This window comes from Rheinheimera tilapiae, assembly GCF_042432165.1.
GTDB classification, from domain to species: Bacteria; Pseudomonadota; Gammaproteobacteria; order Enterobacterales; family Alteromonadaceae; genus Pararheinheimera; species Pararheinheimera tilapiae.
Genome location: NZ_JBHLXP010000011.1, coordinates 110395 through 126207, shown reverse-complemented (window position 1 = coordinate 126207; position 15813 = coordinate 110395). Strand labels below are relative to the sequence as shown.

The window sequence follows — 15813 nt, the reverse complement described above, 5'->3', positions numbered from 1 at the left end:
ATCTGCTTGATATCGCTGTAATTCCCGAAATTAGCTGATATTCGCTGCGAATTGGTTTGATTTGTGTGGCAGCAAGGTAAATGGGTGTATCGGCAAAAATGGGTCATATAGAGCGGACGGGGAGGTGTTGCTATTTGACAACCAGACATCTGTGGCTAGTCTCAGAACTTAGTGCATAAGGACATGAGCAAGATTCATTTAGATGGAAAATACGTCAATAGCTCCTGAATTATTTGAATCCATATTCCATTCGGTGGAAGAGCATATAGCGGTGATCAATCGATCGGGCCAGATCGTGACGTGTAACAGAGCATGGCAGAAATTTGGTATCGACAACGGCGTGTCAGCTTGCTGTTCGTGGATTGGACAAAATTATCTTGAGGTGCTGAGGCGTTCCTGCGTGACTGGCGATAGCATGGCGTCTGAAATACTCAGCGGCTTGATGACTGTCGTTGATGCAGAAGCCGCATCTTTTTATTATGAATATCCATGCCATAGCCCAACGAAACAACGCTGGTTTACCATGCGGGTATGCAAGCTTGGTGACAGGGCGGTGTCTGATTATTTTGTCATCTCCCATCATGACGTCACTCAGAGAAAACTGGCCGAAGAGCGCGCTGAGGCATTGGCTTTACAAGACCCTGTCACCGGACTTGGCAACCGCCGACAGTTCGATTTGTCGCTGCAACAAGAAATCCGCAGCAGTTTGCGTGACCAGACTCTGATCGGTCTGGCACTGATCGATGTGGACCATTTTAAGAGTTTTAATGATGAATTTGGTCACGCTGCCGGCGATCACTGCTTGTGCAGGGTCGGTGAGGTACTGCAGGCGCATGCTCGCAGGCCGGGTGACCTCGCGATGCGGATTGGTGGCGATGAGTTTGCTCTCCTGCTGCGGATCAGCGACCCGGCAAATCTATTGGTGATTGGCCAATCAATCCTTCAGGACGTCAGAAATCTGCAGATGAATTACGCGCAGACGCAAGTGGTGACTGTAAGTATTGGGCTGCTGTCGCTGGTCGCGAATCGGCAGCTTGATGGAGATGCTTTATATCAGGAAGTCGACAAAGCCTTGTATCAGGCGAAAATTGCAGGACGCAATCAAATCGTTTTTGCCAACAAAGGCTATATTGCCGACAGTATTGCCTCAGCGGATAAGAGTCTCGATCGGATCAGAACTCACAGCGACGTCTAGCGCCTGCTACTTCGAGTCCTTCAATCTTTCAGCGCATCTAATCTCACCTGACTGTAATACACCGCGGTTTTACCCTGATGCGACGAGTAATAGCTGATATGCAGCAGGCCCTGATCCAGTACTAAACCCGGGTAACTGGTGTCGCCGCCGGAGGGTAGTACCAGGCATTCGCGCAATGTAGCGTTGTTGAGATCCAGCCAGCACAGGCTTGTGCGGACTTTATAGTCGTAGAGTCGCACAGCGGCCAGAATGCGGCCATCGGGTAATTGGATACAGGCAGGTCCGCCGATGCGCTTGTTCAATTCGCGCCATTGCCAGTCAAAATAGGGCGGGCTGGCGATGCCGAGTAAACCGACGTGCGGGTCGCGCCGCAGCAGGCATATGGCGCGACCGTCCGGCAAAAACAGCAGGCCGGATTCATTAACATAACCGGCATTATTCAGCGTGCTGACCCAGGGCGCAAAATTGACGCCATCGTCACTTTTATACAGCCGCACATAACGATCAGCAAAACAGCTGTAGCCCACAGCCCAGGCAGTATCCTGCTGCCAGGTGAGCCGCCACAGCCAGATGTTGATTTCACCGCATGGGATGGCGTCGCTCCAGTGCTCGCCATCGTCGGATAACCAGATAAATGACTGATGCGAGCCGTGAGTGCGGTCGTGTAACGCGCCGGCGCCGAGTAACTGCAGCCTGCCGTCCGGCATCTGGATTAACTTCCCGTCACGCAGGTCAGCGGAGTCGCTGCGGATACAGGCGACTGAATGCCAGTCTTTGCCGCCATTGCTACTTTTCAGGATCCTTAGCGCACCATCCGGTGATACATGGGCATAGGCTTCGCGAAATACACAAAATAACGCGCCACGAAATAAGACTAAATCGGTAAAAGCATTGTGGTCGCCGCGACGCCAGATGCAGCGTGCTTTGGCTGTGCGAAGCTGTAAAAATGCTGGTTGCTTCGGATAAAAACGCTGTTTGCCGCGCTGGATTATTTTGGTTGCCATAATTCGAATCTGTTTCCTTCCGGATCACTCGCCCAGCCAAAGCGGCCGTAGTCTTCGTCCTGCACCTTGTCGTCCACCACAGCGCCGCCGGCACGCAATTGCGCCAGCATCGCATCGAGATCCGAGACTCGGTAGTTCACCATGCATTGTTGCTGGCGACTGCCGAAGTAGTCGGTGTCATGAGAAAACGTCGACCAAACCGTCATATCTTCCGCCTTAGCTATCAGACAGCCATAGGTCTGGCCAGCGTCGATGGTGACGCCAAGATATTGCTGATACCAAGCGGCCAGCGCTTTGGGGTCGCGGGCGCGTAAAAAGATGCCGCCAATGCCGGTGATTTTTTCCATGATGTGCTCCCTGATTTGCTCTGTGGAGGACTAGCTTTGTTGTTGCTGTAACCAGCCTAGCACAGTGCTGACACTGCTAAGCTCAGCGTGCTGCAGGATCAGCTTACGCCCCAGGTGTAAGGCCGCAGTTTCACATTGCAGCTTCAGCCGTTTATCACTGATTTTGCTGAAGTCTGCCACTTTTTGCTGACCGATCACGCGGCGCAGAATTTCAGTACCGGCATAACCCAGCGCGTCTTTAATCACCTGAGCGACAAAACGCTGTTGGTATAACTCACTTTGCAGCGCAAGATCTTTGGTTTCGCGTGCTGCTAGCGCAAGGAATTTCTGGCAAAACAGGCTTTCGGTTTGTTCAATCTGCTGCCGTAAATACTCAGCTTGTTGCTGGCGGTTCAGAGGATCGGCAATCAGGCCAGGCAGCGCGGTAAAGTGCAGCAGCAAACTACCGAGAAAATTGCCCAGATCAAAGCCAATCGGGCCGTAAAAGGCGTATTCGCCATCAATCACTTTGGTCTGTTCAGTATCGACAAAAATACTACCGATTTGCAGGTCACCGTGTAGCAGGGCTTGTGTGGAAGACTCAAATTTAGCTTTCAACTCAGCCACTTCTGCTTTTAGTGCTTCATCAAACCACAGTTGTTGCACCAGCGGGCGCAACGCCATGTCGAATTGGTTGCGGTCGTGATTGCAGTAAGGATCGGTAAAAAATAGCTCTTCGCTCATCAGACACAACTGCGGATTCATAAACTGCGTGGTCCGGGCTTTTTTAAACGGGCCGTCCATTGCAAAATCCGAAGTGTAAAAACTGCAACGTGCCAGATAAGTACTGATATGGTCTGCCAGCAGCGGATATTGCTTGGCGCCAATCAGCCCGGTGCGCAGCAGCTGCAGTTGGCTCAGGTCTTCCAGTAACAATGCGGAATAACTGGCATCATAATGCAGCACTTCGACAACATGTTCAGGCACCAAAGCGCCATGAATTTTCAGCAATTCCGCTTCAATCCGTGCCCGGTCCTGCGTTGGAACCCAGCTTTCACCGGCACCACCGACATAAGGCAGCACTTGTTTCACAATCAGACTGGTGCCGTACTGATTTTTCACCCGAAACACCCGGTTTTGCGTGTTCACGCCAACAGCGACACTTTGCAGCTGGCTGTGCTCGCCAAATAACTCACTGTGATCATTGGCAAAAATAGCGGCCTGTTCAGGGGTAAAAGGGCTAAAAGCCGGCATAGGGGCTCCTTGATAAATACTGAGCTTATCGCTGTCTGGCGCAGACTTTAGCACGGGTTGCGGCGTGTGCGGGAGCCATCACTGTTCTAGCGCGGCCGCAGCTGGGCATGTTGTGGGTAAACGTCCATGCGTTGATATCAGATGAGGTTGGGCATACCCACTTGATTGACGGGCGGTAATTTCTGCTTATCGACAAAAAACGCCCGGTCATTTTGACCGGGCGTATCCATATTCCTAACCCTGCGCGCTATTAGCCGTTACACATATATGAAGGGGCCAGACAGTCGCGATGGCGTGGCACCGATTCACGCGCCATGGCTTTTTCTTCAGCAATTTGTGCTGGGCTGCGGCACACGGTATTACCAAAACGCGAATTCATCCGGCGTTCGGTGCGGCAGATATAGCCTTGTTTTTCCAAAGTGCCATCTGGTGGGGTGGCTTTTTTCTTTTCAATCTCGTTGGCTTTTACCACATTGGTTTTGGCGATGCGGGAAAAACTGTCCGGCGGGGTACTGCTGCAAGCGGTTAACATCAAAGTACAGAGGGCAACGCTGATCACTTTATACATCTGAATCGTCCTTATTCTGAGTAGATTGCCGTTTGACGTTAGCATTAAGTTTCTTTTTGTACAAATATTCACCGCTTAAGTAAATGATTTCCTACCAGGTATGCAATGCCGTTTGTCGTGTGACTGCATGGAGTAACACCAACTTGGCAGGCAGCTGCGAAATCAGCGACAATCGGCGCTTTGCCGCCGGCATGGGAGATTGTGATGTACGCCGCTAATTTTAACCTCGATTTATATGCCCGCCGCATTGGCCTTGACCGCATACCAACCGCCACTGACTTTGATGCTGCGGCACTACAGCGCATGATGCAGGCACAGTTGCGCAGTATCACCTTTGAAAATCTGGATGTGCAGGCCGGTAAAATTGTTTCGTTGGAGCCGGAAGCCATCGTCAGCAAAATCGTTGGCGCCGCTGGCGATGCAAAACGCGGTGGATATTGTTACGAGCTGAATGGTTTATTTGCGATGGCGCTGACAGCGCTGCAAATTCCGTATTTTTTTGTCGCCTGCCGGCCGATGTTTTATCCGATGCGCCGGCCGAAAACCCATATGGCGCTGGTGGTGACACTGGGTGATGATCGTTATCTGTGTGATTTAGGTTTTGGCAGTTATGGCATGCGCGCGCCACTGGCGTTGTCGCAGGTCAATCTGCCGCAGCAGCAGGATTTTGACCAGTTCCGTCTGCTAACGCCGACACCAGGCGACTATGTGATGCAGGCGCAGATCGACGGCAATTGGGTCAGCCAGTTTGGTTTTGATTTACATCCGGCCGAGTGGATTGATTTTATGCCGGCCAATTATCTGAATTCGACGCATCCGGATACGGTCTTTGTGCAAAAACTGTTGTTGATCCGCCAACATGCCCAAGGCCGAACCATGCTGGTCGGGCGGGAACTGAAACACAGTCAGGCGGGGATCACGCAAAGCAGGGCAGTGGCAGAAGACGAGCTGGATGCAGTGTTGTTGCAGGAATTTGGTTTGCAACGCTAAAACTGTGGGTCTCATCGCAACAAAAAACCGCAGCGAAAACTGCGGTTTTTGTATTTTAAGCGTGGACTGTTTAGTTACAAATCGAACCGGCACCGCATTCACGGTGGCGTGGTAACGCTTCTTTGGCCGCTTGCCGATCAGCTTCAATTTGTTGTGGAGTACGGCAGGATTTTTTGCCAAACCGAGTTCCGAGTGGACGTTCAGTTTTGCAGATAAAACCGGCTTTTTCTGCCGTACCGTCCGGCGCTGCGCCTTGTTTTTTCTCAATATCGTTGGCTTTGACGATATTGGTTTTGCTGACGTTCGCCGAAGTTGCATTGTTGGTGCTGCCACAACCGGCCAGCAGTACGCCTAGGCTTAGCGCAATAATCACTTTATACATGGGTCTTTCTCCGTTATTTGCGCTGAAATCAGTGGCACTGAATGACGCGAACTTGTGTGTCCCCCACCTTATCAGCTGGTTAAACTGCAATCAATCCTTGATGTGTTAGTTACAATTTTTAACATGTCGGGTTCATCGGCGCGATTGGTTGATGTTGCAACGCGACAAAGTTGCTGCCGCGGTCATAGCAATTGCTTTATGCTGGGTTCAAACACGGAACATAACTCCAAATACAGCAGGAACATGATGAAATTCAGCAAAATAGCCATGCTCTGCAGCTTGTTCGCGCTGCAGGCTCATACCGCACAAGCCGCCGATCTGGCCGTAGAAGCACAACGCATCGCCCAGCAGTATCTGCTGATCGACACCCATATTGATGTCCCGTACCGTTTACAAGAGCATTGGGAAGACGTCACGCAGGCGACTGCCAAAGGCGAGTTTGATTATCCGCGGGCGAAAAAAGGCGGCCTGAATGCGCCTTTTATGTCGGTGTATATCCCGGCATCTTATGAAAAAACCGGTGGTGGCGCGTTACTGGCGAACCAGCTGATCGATTCGATGGAAGCCTTAGTTGGCCGGGCGCCGGATAAATTTGCCATGGCGTATCGCAGCGACGATTTAGCTGTGCAGTTTAAACAAGGCAAAATCTCGTTGGCACTGGGCATGGAAAACGGCACGCCAATCAATGGCAAAATAGAAAACTTACGGCATTTTTATCAGCGTGGCATTCGTTACATTACGCTGGCGCATTCCGAATCCAACCATATCGCGGACTCCAGTTATGACCTGCGCCGACCGCACAAAGGTTTAAGCCCTTTTGGCGAGCAAGTGGTGGCCGAGATGAATAAACTCGGCATGATGATCGATATTTCGCATGTTTCAGATGCGGCATTTTACAAAGTGCTGAGCTTGACCAAAGCGCCGGTGATTGCGTCACATTCGTCGCTGCGGGCTTTTGTGCCGGGCTTTGAACGCAATATGGACGATAAAATGATTCAGGCGCTGGCGAAAAATGGTGGTGTCATTCAGATTAACTTCGGCTCGTCTTTTGTCATCAGTCAGGCCAATCAGTGGGGCCTGCAGTTTAAAGCTGCTGCCAAAGCTGCTGGTAAATCGCAGGACGACGAGGCATATCGGGCTGAATATCTGCAAAAGCATCCGTATCCTTTTGCCAACGTGGATACGGTGATCAAACACATCGACCATGTGGTGAAACTGGTCGGTATTGAGCATGTCGGTATTGGCTCCGATTTTGATGGCGTCGGTGACTCTTTACCGGATGGCTTAAAAGATGTGTCGATGTATCCGAATCTGATCGAAGGCTTGTTAAAGCGCGGCTACAGCGAAGCGGATATTGTCAAAATCATGTCTGGGAATCTGCTGCGAGTCTGGCGGCAGGTCGAAGCTGTGGCGGCAGCCAGTCAGGCTTAAGGAGTTCTAATGCTAAGCGGCATGCACCATGTGGCGCTGATTTGCAGTGATTATGCGCGCTCAAAAGCCTTCTACAGCGAAACGCTGGGGCTGCATATTTTGGCGGAACATTATCGTGAAGCCCGCGATAGCTGGAAGCTGGATTTGCAGCTGCCAGACGGTACGCAGCTCGAACTGTTCAGCTTTCCCGGTGCGCCGGAGCGGCCCAGCCGGCCTGAGGCGCAGGGCTTAAGGCACTTAAGTTTTGTTGTCGACGATGTGGCGGCGACAGTGGTCTGGCTCAATGGCCGGGGAGTGGCAACAGAGCCGGTGCGGATTGACCCTTATACCGGCGCTGCCTTTACCTTTTTTCAGGACCCGGACGGCTTACCGCTGGAGATTTACCAGCGGCTGTAGCCCGCTTACTGCGGTGTCAGCGCTGTGCTCTGCTGAGGGGCACTGCCTGTACCATCTGCTGGGTTAACGATGCGCCGGTCAGCCAGCTGAACCGTCGCTTCATCGGCAGTACCCAGCGGAATAGCCGCAGCTGCTTTGTATTGATAAGCCTGATAGTCATACCCTAAGAGTTCCGCCACAGTGCTGGCGACCTGACTCTGGCTCCAAGGCTGTTGCGTTTGCACCAGACCGCGCGCCGGAATTTGTGGGCCTAATGCGGCCAACCAGATTTGGTCAGAGCCACTGACACCATTGACGAAATTCTTCAGTTTTTTCATATACCCAGCGATAGCCCGGCCGCTGGCATGATGTTGCCAGCTGCTGGCGTTGTCGCCGCGACCGTGGTCCGTACTGATTAGTAGCGTGGTCTGGCCGGCGTAAAACGGGTCACTCTGCAGCTGTTGCCATAACTCTTTAATAAAACCGTCGGTGCGGCGAATGGCTTTTAAATACTGGTCATATTGACCGTCGTGGGCAAAGTCATCGGTTTCGCCATAAGCGATGTACAGCAAACGCGGTTTTTTCTGCGTCAGATATTCCAGTGCAAATTGCTGGGTGAAAACATCGAGCCGCACCGCAGCCCAGGGGCTTGGGGTCTGGCGTTGCAGCTGATTCAGCAGCTTCAGCTGCGGCGTCAGTGGACCCGCCATTTGTTCATTCATTGGCGCAAAACCAGCGTTGACCGGTAATTTACTGCGTTCGGTATTCAGGATAAAAGGCAGCACGTCCCAGGAGCCAAAAGCCGCGACTTGCTGCGCCATGCCCGGTTGCTGATTCAGCCATTCCAGCACTGTGACATTCGGATTGGCGATTTTGCCATTGCTGTTGATAGCAGGGTCCGGAAAGCCGCTTAACAGCTCGTTATAACCCGGATATGAAAAATGCCACGGATTACTGACCTGCATCGCTGAGCCGCGGCGGCGGTCGCCGACCAGCATGCCCTGCGAGGCAATGGTCTGATGGACAAAAGGCATCAGTTGCTGCGGTTTGGTGGGTAATTCGGCCAGCTGGTCGGCATGGCGGATAAAATGACTGTTGCGCAAGATTTCGGGGTCCGCGCCGTGAAATACTTCTTGCCAGCGCAGGCCATCAATACTGACCAACACCACTTTGGGGCTTTTCACAGTTGGAGCAGGCGCAGCTTGTGCCGGCAGCCAGCAAGTTGAGGCCAGCATGGACAGGCATAAGTAACGGGCAGACAGCTTCAGCAACATCACAGACTCCGGTAAGTGTGGGCTTTCCGGAACTGCAGACTACAGCGCTTTTATGACAGCGCCGCGCCGTGCAGATGGCAACGTGGTGAATCTTTGGTCACAAAACGATGACAGCGACTAACAGCACCGGGCGTGCTGGTATCTGCAGCCTGATGGCGCTAAGCTGGTTTTTCTGCGGTTTCCCGTACTCAATCTGGCGCAAAGGATACTTGTGATGAGCCATACCGTAACTTTACATCGTGTGTTTCGCGCCCCGGCCGAACGACTGTACCGGGCTTTTTTAACTGCTGACGCCTTGGCGAAATGGTTACCACCGCATGGTTTCACCTGCTCGGTACATGCGCTGGATGCGCGGGAAGGCGGTCGTTTTCAGACGAGCTTCACCAACTTCAGCAATGGCCAGAGCCACAGCTTTGGCGGTGAATATCTTGAGCTGACGCCCAATGCGCAAATCCGCTATACCGATGTGTTTGACGACCCAAACCTGCCCGGCCAGATGGTCACCAGCGTCACCCTGACGCCAGTGCTCTGCGGCACTGAGCTCAAAGTAGTGCAAGAAGGCATTCCGGCAGAGATCCCCGCTGAAATGTGTTACTTCGGCTGGCAGGAGTCATTGCAACTGCTGGCGCTGTTGGTGGAAGCAGAAGTGCCGGCGGAGTAAGTGCCTTCTTCGGAGCTGTCGCAACCTACTGGTTATCCGGCGTATTTTAGATATAACTCATGCGCTTTGGGCATCACGCCTGTAAGCGCTTTATGTTACGCTGCTGGTTTTTGCGTCCAGAGATTTCCAGATGTCCAGCGACTTTAGCTTCCAGCAGGCCTTTGAGGCTTTCAGCAGCGCTTTGGCGAGCGTGGTATTTTATTCGTTTAACGTCGATGGAGTGGCGATCCCGGTCACTGTGTTGTGGCTGATCACCGGCGCGATCGTCTTCACTTTTTATCTGCGTTTTATCAATATCCGTGGGTTTACCCATGCCATCCGCGTGGTGCGCGGTAAATATGCCGATCCTGCGGCGAAAGGCGAAATCACGCAGTTTCAGGCGTTGTCAGCGGCCTTAAGCGGCACTGTTGGAACCGGCAATATCGCCGGGGTGGCGGTGGCTATTACCTTAGGCGGGCCCGGTGCGACTTTCTGGATGATAGTGGCCGGCTTTTTGGGTATGACCACCAAATTTGTCGAATGTACGCTGGCGGTGAAATACCGGCAGATTTTGCCGGATGGCACTGTCGCTGGTGGCCCGATGTATTACATCAAAGCGGCGCTGGAAAAGTATGGTTTGCCACGTTTAGGTAAAGTGCTGGCCGGCTTTTTTGCCTTGGCCTGTGTGTTTGGCTCAGCCGGTTTTGTCCATGTGAATCAGGGCTTTTCCCAGGTCAAAACCGTCACCGGCTTTGATAATGCATGGTTGTTTGGTTTTATCTATGCGCTGCTGGTGGGCCTTGTCATCATCGGCGGCATCAAAGGCATTGCCCGTGTCACTGAAAAACTGGTACCGGCAATGTGCGCGATTTATCTGGTCGGCGCGCTGACGGTGATTGGCCTTAATTACACTGAAATTCCGGCCGCGCTCTGGACTATCCTCAAAGGCGCTTTTGCCCCGGAAGCCGCTTATGGCGGTATGATTGGTGTGATTATTCAGGGTTTCCGTCGTGCTGCTTATTCCAATGAAGCCGGTATCGGTTCCTCGCCGATAGCTCACGCCGCCGCGCGCACCAATGACCCGGTGTCGGAAGGTTTTGTCGGTTTACTCGAGCCTTTTATCGATACTGTGGTGATTTGTACCATTTCTGCTGTGCTCATCGTCATCACCGGCGCTTATCTGCAAACGGGTCTGGATGGTGTACAGATCTCTTCTTATGCCTTTGCTACGGCCTTTGACTGGTTCCCAATGGTGTTGATGGTCGCGCTGCTGTTGTTCGGCTATTCCACAGTGGTCAGCTGGGCTTATTACGGTCAAAAAGGCTGGGGCTTTTTATTTGGTGAAACCAAACACAGTATCCGGCTTTATAAAGTGCTGATTTGTTCGGTGGTGGCGATTGGCGCTGTGCCGAACGTGCTGGCGGTGTTCGATTTTATCGACTCGATGATTTTCCTGATGGCGGTGCCGAATATTCTGGCGCTGTATTTATTGTTGCCGGAAGTACGGCAGGATTTGCAGGTGTATTTACGCAAAATCGCGGCCAATAAAACAGCGGCAGTGAAGACAGAGGCGCAGGCAGCATGATCTTCGATTGCAACACCTTAACCGCCGCCGAGCTGTATCCGCTGCTCGCCGGCACCATTGTGCCAAGGCCTATCGCCTGGGTTAGTACTGTCGACGAGTATGGCCGAAGCAATTTGGCGCCATTTAGCTTTTTTCAGTTGGTCTGTGATGCGCCGCCGACGTTGATGTTGTCGGTCAATCGCAAAGCCGGTGGTGCGCAGAAAGATACGGCGCGTAATATTGCCGCGACCGGGCAGTTGGTCGTGCATTTGGTCAGCCCCGCCGATTTAGCGCTGATGAACGCCACGGCCGGAGATTATGCGCCGGATGTCAGTGAAATTGACGCGCTGCAAATAGCCACTGTGCCGGCGCAAATGGTGAAACCGCCACGTCTCGCGCACAGTCTGGTCAGTTTTGAATGTGAATGTGTCAGCTTAAGCGCTTATCCGGCTGAGGCGCCGGCCTGTGACCTGATCCTGGCCAAAGTACTGTGTTTGCATATCGACGATAGTTTGCTCAATGCTGAAGGCCGCATACGACATGATCAGATTGACTGGCTGGCGCGGTTAGGCGGGCAGTGGTATTGCCATACTCAGCACGAAGATAATCTGACGTTGGCGCGGCCCAATCAGGCCACGCCGCGACGTTAAACCTGCGTCTGCCGATCAGCGCTGCTGCGCCAGCAGCTGGTCGACGGTGACCAGTTGATAGCCTTTGGCGCGTAGTCCTTCGACCATACCGGCCAATGCTGCGACTGTATTGGGCCTGTCATGCAGCAACACGATAGAGCCGGGCCGCACTTTTTGTAATACGGTTTGGACCATCAGCTCCGGCGCGGTGTTTTTGTAATCGTGTGGGTTCACGTCCCACAGAATGTGTTTCTTTTGCGCCAGCGCCAGCACTAAAGGTAGCGCCAGCCGCTTTTTGCCCATTGGGGCGCGAAAATGAATAGGACCGGTGTAGCCACTTTGACGGATCAGTGAGTCCGTGTCGCGAACTTCCTGCCAAAAACGCCATAGATTGCCGCTATCCATCGCTTTATGAGCAAAGCTGTGGTTGGCCAGCTGATGGCCGCTGCGCCACAGTTCGGTGGTGAGGTGCGGGAATTGTTTGATTTGGCGGCCGACCAGAAAAAAAGTCGCTTTGGTATTCAGCCGGTTCAGCTCCAACATAAGCCGACGGGACACTGGCCCGCGCGGTCCGTCATCAAAGGTCAGCGCGACCATCGGTTTTTGCGTGGACACCCGGTCCACTGATTCACCAATCCACTGAAAGGAATTGGTTCCGGAGCGCTGATGCAGCCAGTAGCCACTGCTGCTCAGCAGGCCGCTCAATAACATTAGAATCAAAAAGCCGGGATGAATTAAAATCCTCCGCAGCCACATGTGGACCTCCGCGCTGCAGGCTATGTGCAGCCTGCAGCTGTGTTGTGTAACCTGACCTAGTTGATCAGGTAGGCATAGGCTGTAGTAAAAGCCACTTCCTGAAAACCTTTTAAGCCAGTTTCTTTAAAATCAATCGGGATTGGATTCGCTGCCAGTTTCAGTTTCATCGCAGCATTGGTGGCAATTACGGTATCCACGGTTGGAATCAGTTGCAGTGCCGCTTCGATTTTAAAACCAACGGCAGAACCGGAAAACTTGCCTTTTTGTGCGCGTTCGCGAATAACGAATTTTTCGATTTTGTAGTCTTCAGCCAGCTTGGCCATGGCGAACTGGAACTTGCGCATATTTTCCAGCTCCTGATCTTTTACCAGTTGTACCCGCACTGTGCGGCAATCCGGTAACGACATCAGGCCATCTTTAAATTCCATCAAACATAAAATGGCATCGTTGCCGGTAATATCTACGCCACAAATCCGCATGGTAAATCCGCCTGTCTGAACACAATAGCCGGCCATTATGCCATGAGCGCTGAGACGGCCCAAGTTTTTCGCCGCCTTTCGGCGGATATAAAAACGGAGCAGGTCGTGCTACACAACACTGCTCCGGACAGACAGAGATGGTTTATCTCACAATTATTTCAGTGCTGACGCTGTCGGTGCGAACGCTTGCGCATCTGCAAGGCCAGTTTGCGTCTTTCCTGCTCCGGGTCCCACTGACTGACAGCGATATGCCGGCATAATTGCCACAGGCTCAGCAACTCCTGACCCAGTTGGCGTAACACAATCGCCATGTTACTGGTGTGGCTTGGCAGTATTGAATCGTTGGCTTTCATCATCATGGCCTCCATCTCCGTGCGGGTCGTGTTGACTTAGTCTGCGGTCCCGGCATTGTTCAGCTGTTTGACCAGCAACGACAGATTGTGCTGGGTAATATCATCGGCATTCAGCTCTACCGCCATCTGGAAGTCAGCTAAAGCGCCAACTTTGTCCTGTTGCTTCAGCTTCTGTACGCCGCGGTTGTTGTAGGCGTAAGACTTCAGCGTGCGGCTGGCTTTGCCGTGATTGCCTGCAGCGTATCGCGAGTGCGTGACGGCCTGATGACAGGCGGCCTGGGCCTGCAAAGTGGCGGTGGTGGTCAGCTGCACACAACGGTTCATCGCTTCATCAAACTTCATTTCCTGCACGGTCGGAAGGTCGGCCTGATGCTGTGCGTCGTCCTTCAGCTGAACCATTTTGTAGCTGCTTGCCTGGCCAGCAAACGCCGCGGTCAATAAGCCAAGGATCAAAGCAGAGCGGATTAAAGTTACAGTTTTGGTATTCATCAGATTTTCCTCCATCACACAGCAGCGGATACTGCTGTTGAGATGAATGGTAGTGCTGTCCCTGTGCTGCTGACAAACGAGAAAAATGCAGCTGATGCCTGACCCGTTTTCAGCTATAGCTGGAAACGCTCCAGTACCCAGTCCACCAGTAATTTGATTTCAGGTCTGTGTTCGGCACTTTCATGTTGGATCAGGTAATAGTGGTCGCGCGTGCGCAGTTCTTCTTCGTACAACCGCACCAGGCTGCCACTGTCAAACCAGGCTGCACTGATCGGCAACGGGATCAGGGCGACTCCTAAGCCTTGCTGTGCGGCACGGGCCACACTGAACATGCTGTCGAGCTGAATGATTTGCTTCGGTCGGAAATCATCAAAGCCGGCCTGGTCTGCCCATTGATGCCAGCACCAGGGCCGCGCCTGATGCACAATCAGCGGCACTTGCTCCAGCGGTGATTGCTCTTCAGTCTGCAATTTCTCATACCATTCCGGGTTACAGGCTGGCACGTAACTAATTGGAAACAGCTGATGGCTGGTTTTGTCGGTTGGTTTACTGCTGGCCAGCACAATCTGCAGATCGGTATGGCGGCCCTGATCACTGCGGCTTTTCACTGTTTCCAGCTGCAAATTAATGTCCGGATGCAGTTCTGACCAGCCGACTAAACGTGGCACAAAAAACTCACTGGCAAAAAATTCCGGCAATGTGATGCTGACTTTTTGCTCGCGTTGTTGCTGGCAAAATTGCTGCACAGTGCTTTCGATACCCTGCAGTAACGGCTTGATGGATTGGTAAAATTGCTGGCCTTGCCGGCTCAGTACCACAGCCCGGGTCTGGCGCTCAAATAGCGAAAAACCCAGCTGCTCTTCCAGTTGTTTGATTTGATGACTGACCGCAGAAGGCGTCAGATATAACTGACGCGCGGTGTCTTTAAAACTCAGGCATTCGGCTGCGACACAAAAACAGCGCAGGCCACGCAACGGGGTATGCACCGCCATCTTGAAAACTCCGCAAGGAAAACGCTTTCAATGCAAGGCCTGTGCAATGATGTGAATTCAATAAATTCAATTAGTTATGATTTTTGTACCGGTTTGACTGCCTGACGCTGGCGCAGCATTGCACTATTTTGGTGCGATTTCCTGTGTCGCATTGGCTCAGAAAATGGAGTGTCGTGTCAGATCGGTCAGCCGCGCCAGCGCATAAGTACCAAGCGCCGAGTTATGGCTGGCGTCCAAACCGGGTGACCAGACCGCCACGGCTGCTTCGCCGGGGATCACAGCAACAATGCCACCGCCGACGCCGCTTTTTGCCGGCAGACCGACCCGATAAGCAAACTCGCCGGCGGCATCGTAGGTGCCGCATGTCAGCATCACGGCGCTGATGCGCTTGGCGCTGCTGGCATCGAGAATTTGCGTGCCACCGGGCACACAGGCAGGCATAGAGCCGTGATTCGCCAGAAAAGCTGCAGCTCGCGCCAGCTCTTCGCAACTGAGCGTGATGGAACATTGCCGGCAATAACTGCGCACCACGGCTGACACTGTATTGTGCAGATTGCCGAAATCTTTAATCAGATGGGCGATCGCGAAATTCCGGTGGGCGGTTTTTAATTCGGATTCTGCCACCTTCAGGTCAAAATCCGGGGCGGTACTGCCACAGAGCTGGCGGATAAACTGCAATAAAGCGATTTCAGAGCCAACAAAACAGCTGGCGAGAATATCCGTGATGACCAAAGCGCCGGCGTTGATAAACGGATTGCGTGGAATACCACGTTCCAGTTCAAGTTGAACCAGCGAATTAAACGCCGTGCCTGAAGGTTCTTTGCCAAGTCGCTGCCAGATGCTATCGCCAACCCGGGTATAGGCCAGCGCCAAAGCAAATAATTTTGTCACGGATTGCGCGGAAAAACGCGTCTGCGCCGCGCCGATGCTGAACATTTGCCCGTCCAGCCGGTAAACTGCCATGCCAAATTGCGCCACTGGTACTGTCGCCAGCTGCGGGATATAACTGGCGACTTTGCCTTCACCCAGCCGCGGGGCCACTTCTAACCAGATTTGGTCGAGAATGGCCTGATAATCAACTGCTGGTGCTGTGCCAGACATCGTTGCTCCTG

19 protein-coding genes are annotated in these 15813 nt (G+C 52.8%); 7 read left to right on the top strand and 12 right to left on the bottom strand.

Going from position 1 to position 15813, the window contains the following annotated elements; translation table 11 throughout:
• Nucleotides 1-415 precede the first annotated feature (415 nt).
• Entirely contained in the window at nucleotides 416-1195 is a 780-nt protein-coding gene (locus tag ACFFJP_RS21045) for a GGDEF domain-containing protein (RefSeq protein WP_377249023.1), read from the top strand.
• Nucleotides 1196-1215: 20 nt separating this feature from the next.
• Here ACFFJP_RS21045 and ACFFJP_RS21040 read toward each other — a convergent pair whose 3' ends face one another.
• From ACFFJP_RS21040 to ACFFJP_RS21025, 4 genes are all read right to left on the bottom strand, one after another.
• Nucleotides 1216-2199, bottom strand: coding sequence for a sialidase family protein (locus ACFFJP_RS21040; protein ID WP_377249020.1), 984 nt, complete (start codon nucleotides 2197-2199; stop codon nucleotides 1216-1218).
• Nucleotides 2184-2546 carry a VOC family protein gene (locus tag ACFFJP_RS21035; RefSeq protein WP_377249017.1) on the bottom strand — a complete coding sequence of 121 codons (363 nt, stop codon included), beginning with the start codon at nucleotides 2544-2546 and terminating at the stop codon, nucleotides 2184-2186. The genes ACFFJP_RS21040 and ACFFJP_RS21035 overlap by 16 nt, the downstream gene beginning before the upstream one ends.
• Nucleotides 2547-2576: 30 nt before the next feature.
• Nucleotides 2577-3779, bottom strand: coding sequence for an S-methyl-5-thioribose kinase (gene mtnK / locus ACFFJP_RS21030; protein WP_377249014.1), 1203 nt, complete (start codon nucleotides 3777-3779; stop codon nucleotides 2577-2579).
• A gap of 250 nt (nucleotides 3780-4029) precedes the next feature.
• On the bottom strand, nucleotides 4030-4347 hold the full coding sequence (locus tag ACFFJP_RS21025; protein WP_377249011.1) for a hypothetical protein: 318 nt from the start codon (nucleotides 4345-4347) through the stop codon (nucleotides 4030-4032).
• 204 nt (nucleotides 4348-4551) lie between these two features.
• Here ACFFJP_RS21025 and ACFFJP_RS21020 point away from each other — a divergent pair, with 204 nt between their 5' ends.
• Nucleotides 4552-5337 carry an arylamine N-acetyltransferase family protein gene (locus ACFFJP_RS21020; RefSeq protein WP_377249008.1) on the top strand — a complete coding sequence of 262 codons (786 nt, stop codon included), beginning with the start codon at nucleotides 4552-4554 and terminating at the stop codon, nucleotides 5335-5337.
• A gap of 70 nt (nucleotides 5338-5407) precedes the next feature.
• Here the strand turns inward: ACFFJP_RS21020 and ACFFJP_RS21015 are convergent, their stop codons facing one another.
• A complete protein-coding gene (locus ACFFJP_RS21015; RefSeq protein ID WP_377249005.1) occupies nucleotides 5408-5719 on the bottom strand; it encodes a hypothetical protein in 312 nt (103 codons plus the stop codon).
• Nucleotides 5720-5962: 243 nt separating this feature from the next.
• Between ACFFJP_RS21015 and ACFFJP_RS21010 the strand changes: the two genes are divergently transcribed.
• Together ACFFJP_RS21010 and gloA2 are read left to right on the top strand one after the other, a co-directional pair.
• Complete coding sequence (locus ACFFJP_RS21010) at nucleotides 5963-7150, top strand: dipeptidase (protein ID WP_377249002.1); 1188 nt, start codon at nucleotides 5963-5965, stop codon at nucleotides 7148-7150.
• Between the two features lie 9 nt (nucleotides 7151-7159).
• Complete coding sequence (gene gloA2 / locus ACFFJP_RS21005; protein WP_377248999.1) at nucleotides 7160-7546, top strand: SMU1112c/YaeR family gloxylase I-like metalloprotein; 387 nt, start codon at nucleotides 7160-7162, stop codon at nucleotides 7544-7546.
• Nucleotides 7547-7551: 5 nt separating this feature from the next.
• On the opposite strand, the gene ACFFJP_RS21000 is transcribed toward gloA2, so the two are convergent.
• The gene (locus ACFFJP_RS21000; protein WP_377248996.1) at nucleotides 7552-8799 is read right to left on the bottom strand and encodes an alkaline phosphatase family protein; all 1248 of its coding nucleotides are present in this window, start codon (nucleotides 8797-8799) and stop codon (nucleotides 7552-7554) included.
• A 214-nt stretch (nucleotides 8800-9013) separates the two neighbouring features.
• Here ACFFJP_RS21000 and ACFFJP_RS20995 point away from each other — a divergent pair, with 214 nt between their 5' ends.
• From ACFFJP_RS20995 to ACFFJP_RS20985, 3 genes are all read left to right on the top strand, one after another.
• Nucleotides 9014-9460, top strand: a complete 447-nt coding sequence (locus ACFFJP_RS20995) for an SRPBCC family protein (protein WP_377248993.1) — start codon at nucleotides 9014-9016, stop codon at nucleotides 9458-9460.
• 130 nt (nucleotides 9461-9590) lie between these two features.
• Nucleotides 9591-11024 (top strand): alanine/glycine:cation symporter family protein, encoded by a 1434-nt coding sequence (locus ACFFJP_RS20990; RefSeq protein ID WP_377248990.1) that lies wholly within the window; start codon nucleotides 9591-9593, stop codon nucleotides 11022-11024.
• On the top strand, nucleotides 11021-11653 hold the full coding sequence (locus ACFFJP_RS20985) for a flavin reductase family protein (RefSeq protein ID WP_377248986.1): 633 nt from the start codon (nucleotides 11021-11023) through the stop codon (nucleotides 11651-11653). The genes ACFFJP_RS20990 and ACFFJP_RS20985 overlap by 4 nt, the downstream gene beginning before the upstream one ends.
• Nucleotides 11654-11668: 15 nt before the next feature.
• Here the strand turns inward: ACFFJP_RS20985 and ACFFJP_RS20980 are convergent, their stop codons facing one another.
• From ACFFJP_RS20980 to ACFFJP_RS20955, 6 genes are all read right to left on the bottom strand, one after another.
• Complete coding sequence (locus tag ACFFJP_RS20980; protein WP_377248983.1) at nucleotides 11669-12343, bottom strand: polysaccharide deacetylase family protein; 675 nt, start codon at nucleotides 12341-12343, stop codon at nucleotides 11669-11671.
• A gap of 101 nt (nucleotides 12344-12444) precedes the next feature.
• Nucleotides 12445-12867, bottom strand: coding sequence for a DUF3010 family protein (locus tag ACFFJP_RS20975; RefSeq protein ID WP_377248980.1), 423 nt, complete (start codon nucleotides 12865-12867; stop codon nucleotides 12445-12447).
• Nucleotides 12868-13025: 158 nt separating this feature from the next.
• Entirely contained in the window at nucleotides 13026-13226 is a 201-nt protein-coding gene (locus ACFFJP_RS20970; protein ID WP_377248978.1) for a hypothetical protein, read from the bottom strand.
• A 30-nt stretch (nucleotides 13227-13256) separates the two neighbouring features.
• The gene (locus tag ACFFJP_RS20965) at nucleotides 13257-13709 is read right to left on the bottom strand and encodes a hypothetical protein (protein ID WP_377248975.1); all 453 of its coding nucleotides are present in this window, start codon (nucleotides 13707-13709) and stop codon (nucleotides 13257-13259) included.
• 113 nt (nucleotides 13710-13822) lie between these two features.
• Nucleotides 13823-14701: a LysR substrate-binding domain-containing protein gene (locus ACFFJP_RS20960; RefSeq protein WP_377248971.1), complete on the bottom strand. Its 879-nt coding sequence runs from the start codon at nucleotides 14699-14701 to the stop codon at nucleotides 13823-13825.
• A 156-nt stretch (nucleotides 14702-14857) separates the two neighbouring features.
• Nucleotides 14858-15802, bottom strand: a complete 945-nt coding sequence (locus tag ACFFJP_RS20955; RefSeq protein WP_377248968.1) for a glutaminase — start codon at nucleotides 15800-15802, stop codon at nucleotides 14858-14860.
• Between the last annotated feature and the right edge of the window lie 11 nt (nucleotides 15803-15813).

Excerpts from the sequence above, each read along its gene's own strand:
- ACFFJP_RS21045 (WP_377249023.1), top strand. The coding sequence starts at position 416 with ATGGCGTCTGAAATACTCAGCGGCTTGATGACTGTCGTTGATGCAGAA.
- ACFFJP_RS21040 (WP_377249020.1), bottom strand. The coding sequence starts at position 2,199 with ATGGCAACCAAAATAATCCAGCGCGGCAAACAGCGTTTTTATCCGAAG.
- ACFFJP_RS21035 (WP_377249017.1), bottom strand. The coding sequence starts at position 2,546 with ATGGAAAAAATCACCGGCATTGGCGGCATCTTTTTACGCGCCCGCGAC.
- mtnK (WP_377249014.1), bottom strand. The coding sequence starts at position 3,779 with ATGCCGGCTTTTAGCCCTTTTACCCCTGAACAGGCCGCTATTTTTGCC.
- ACFFJP_RS21025 (WP_377249011.1), bottom strand. The coding sequence starts at position 4,347 with ATGTATAAAGTGATCAGCGTTGCCCTCTGTACTTTGATGTTAACCGCT.
- ACFFJP_RS21020 (WP_377249008.1), top strand. The coding sequence starts at position 4,552 with ATGTACGCCGCTAATTTTAACCTCGATTTATATGCCCGCCGCATTGGC.
- ACFFJP_RS21015 (WP_377249005.1), bottom strand. The coding sequence starts at position 5,719 with ATGTATAAAGTGATTATTGCGCTAAGCCTAGGCGTACTGCTGGCCGGT.
- ACFFJP_RS21010 (WP_377249002.1), top strand. The coding sequence starts at position 5,963 with ATGATGAAATTCAGCAAAATAGCCATGCTCTGCAGCTTGTTCGCGCTG.
- gloA2 (WP_377248999.1), top strand. The coding sequence starts at position 7,160 with ATGCTAAGCGGCATGCACCATGTGGCGCTGATTTGCAGTGATTATGCG.
- ACFFJP_RS21000 (WP_377248996.1), bottom strand. The coding sequence starts at position 8,799 with ATGTTGCTGAAGCTGTCTGCCCGTTACTTATGCCTGTCCATGCTGGCC.
- ACFFJP_RS20995 (WP_377248993.1), top strand. The coding sequence starts at position 9,014 with ATGAGCCATACCGTAACTTTACATCGTGTGTTTCGCGCCCCGGCCGAA.
- ACFFJP_RS20990 (WP_377248990.1), top strand. The coding sequence starts at position 9,591 with ATGTCCAGCGACTTTAGCTTCCAGCAGGCCTTTGAGGCTTTCAGCAGC.
- ACFFJP_RS20985 (WP_377248986.1), top strand. The coding sequence starts at position 11,021 with ATGATCTTCGATTGCAACACCTTAACCGCCGCCGAGCTGTATCCGCTG.
- ACFFJP_RS20980 (WP_377248983.1), bottom strand. The coding sequence starts at position 12,343 with ATGTTATTGAGCGGCCTGCTGAGCAGCAGTGGCTACTGGCTGCATCAG.
- ACFFJP_RS20975 (WP_377248980.1), bottom strand. The coding sequence starts at position 12,867 with ATGCGGATTTGTGGCGTAGATATTACCGGCAACGATGCCATTTTATGT.
- ACFFJP_RS20970 (WP_377248978.1), bottom strand. The coding sequence starts at position 13,226 with ATGATGATGAAAGCCAACGATTCAATACTGCCAAGCCACACCAGTAAC.
- ACFFJP_RS20965 (WP_377248975.1), bottom strand. The coding sequence starts at position 13,709 with ATGAATACCAAAACTGTAACTTTAATCCGCTCTGCTTTGATCCTTGGC.
- ACFFJP_RS20960 (WP_377248971.1), bottom strand. The coding sequence starts at position 14,701 with ATGGCGGTGCATACCCCGTTGCGTGGCCTGCGCTGTTTTTGTGTCGCA.
- ACFFJP_RS20955 (WP_377248968.1), bottom strand. The coding sequence starts at position 15,802 with ATGTCTGGCACAGCACCAGCAGTTGATTATCAGGCCATTCTCGACCAA.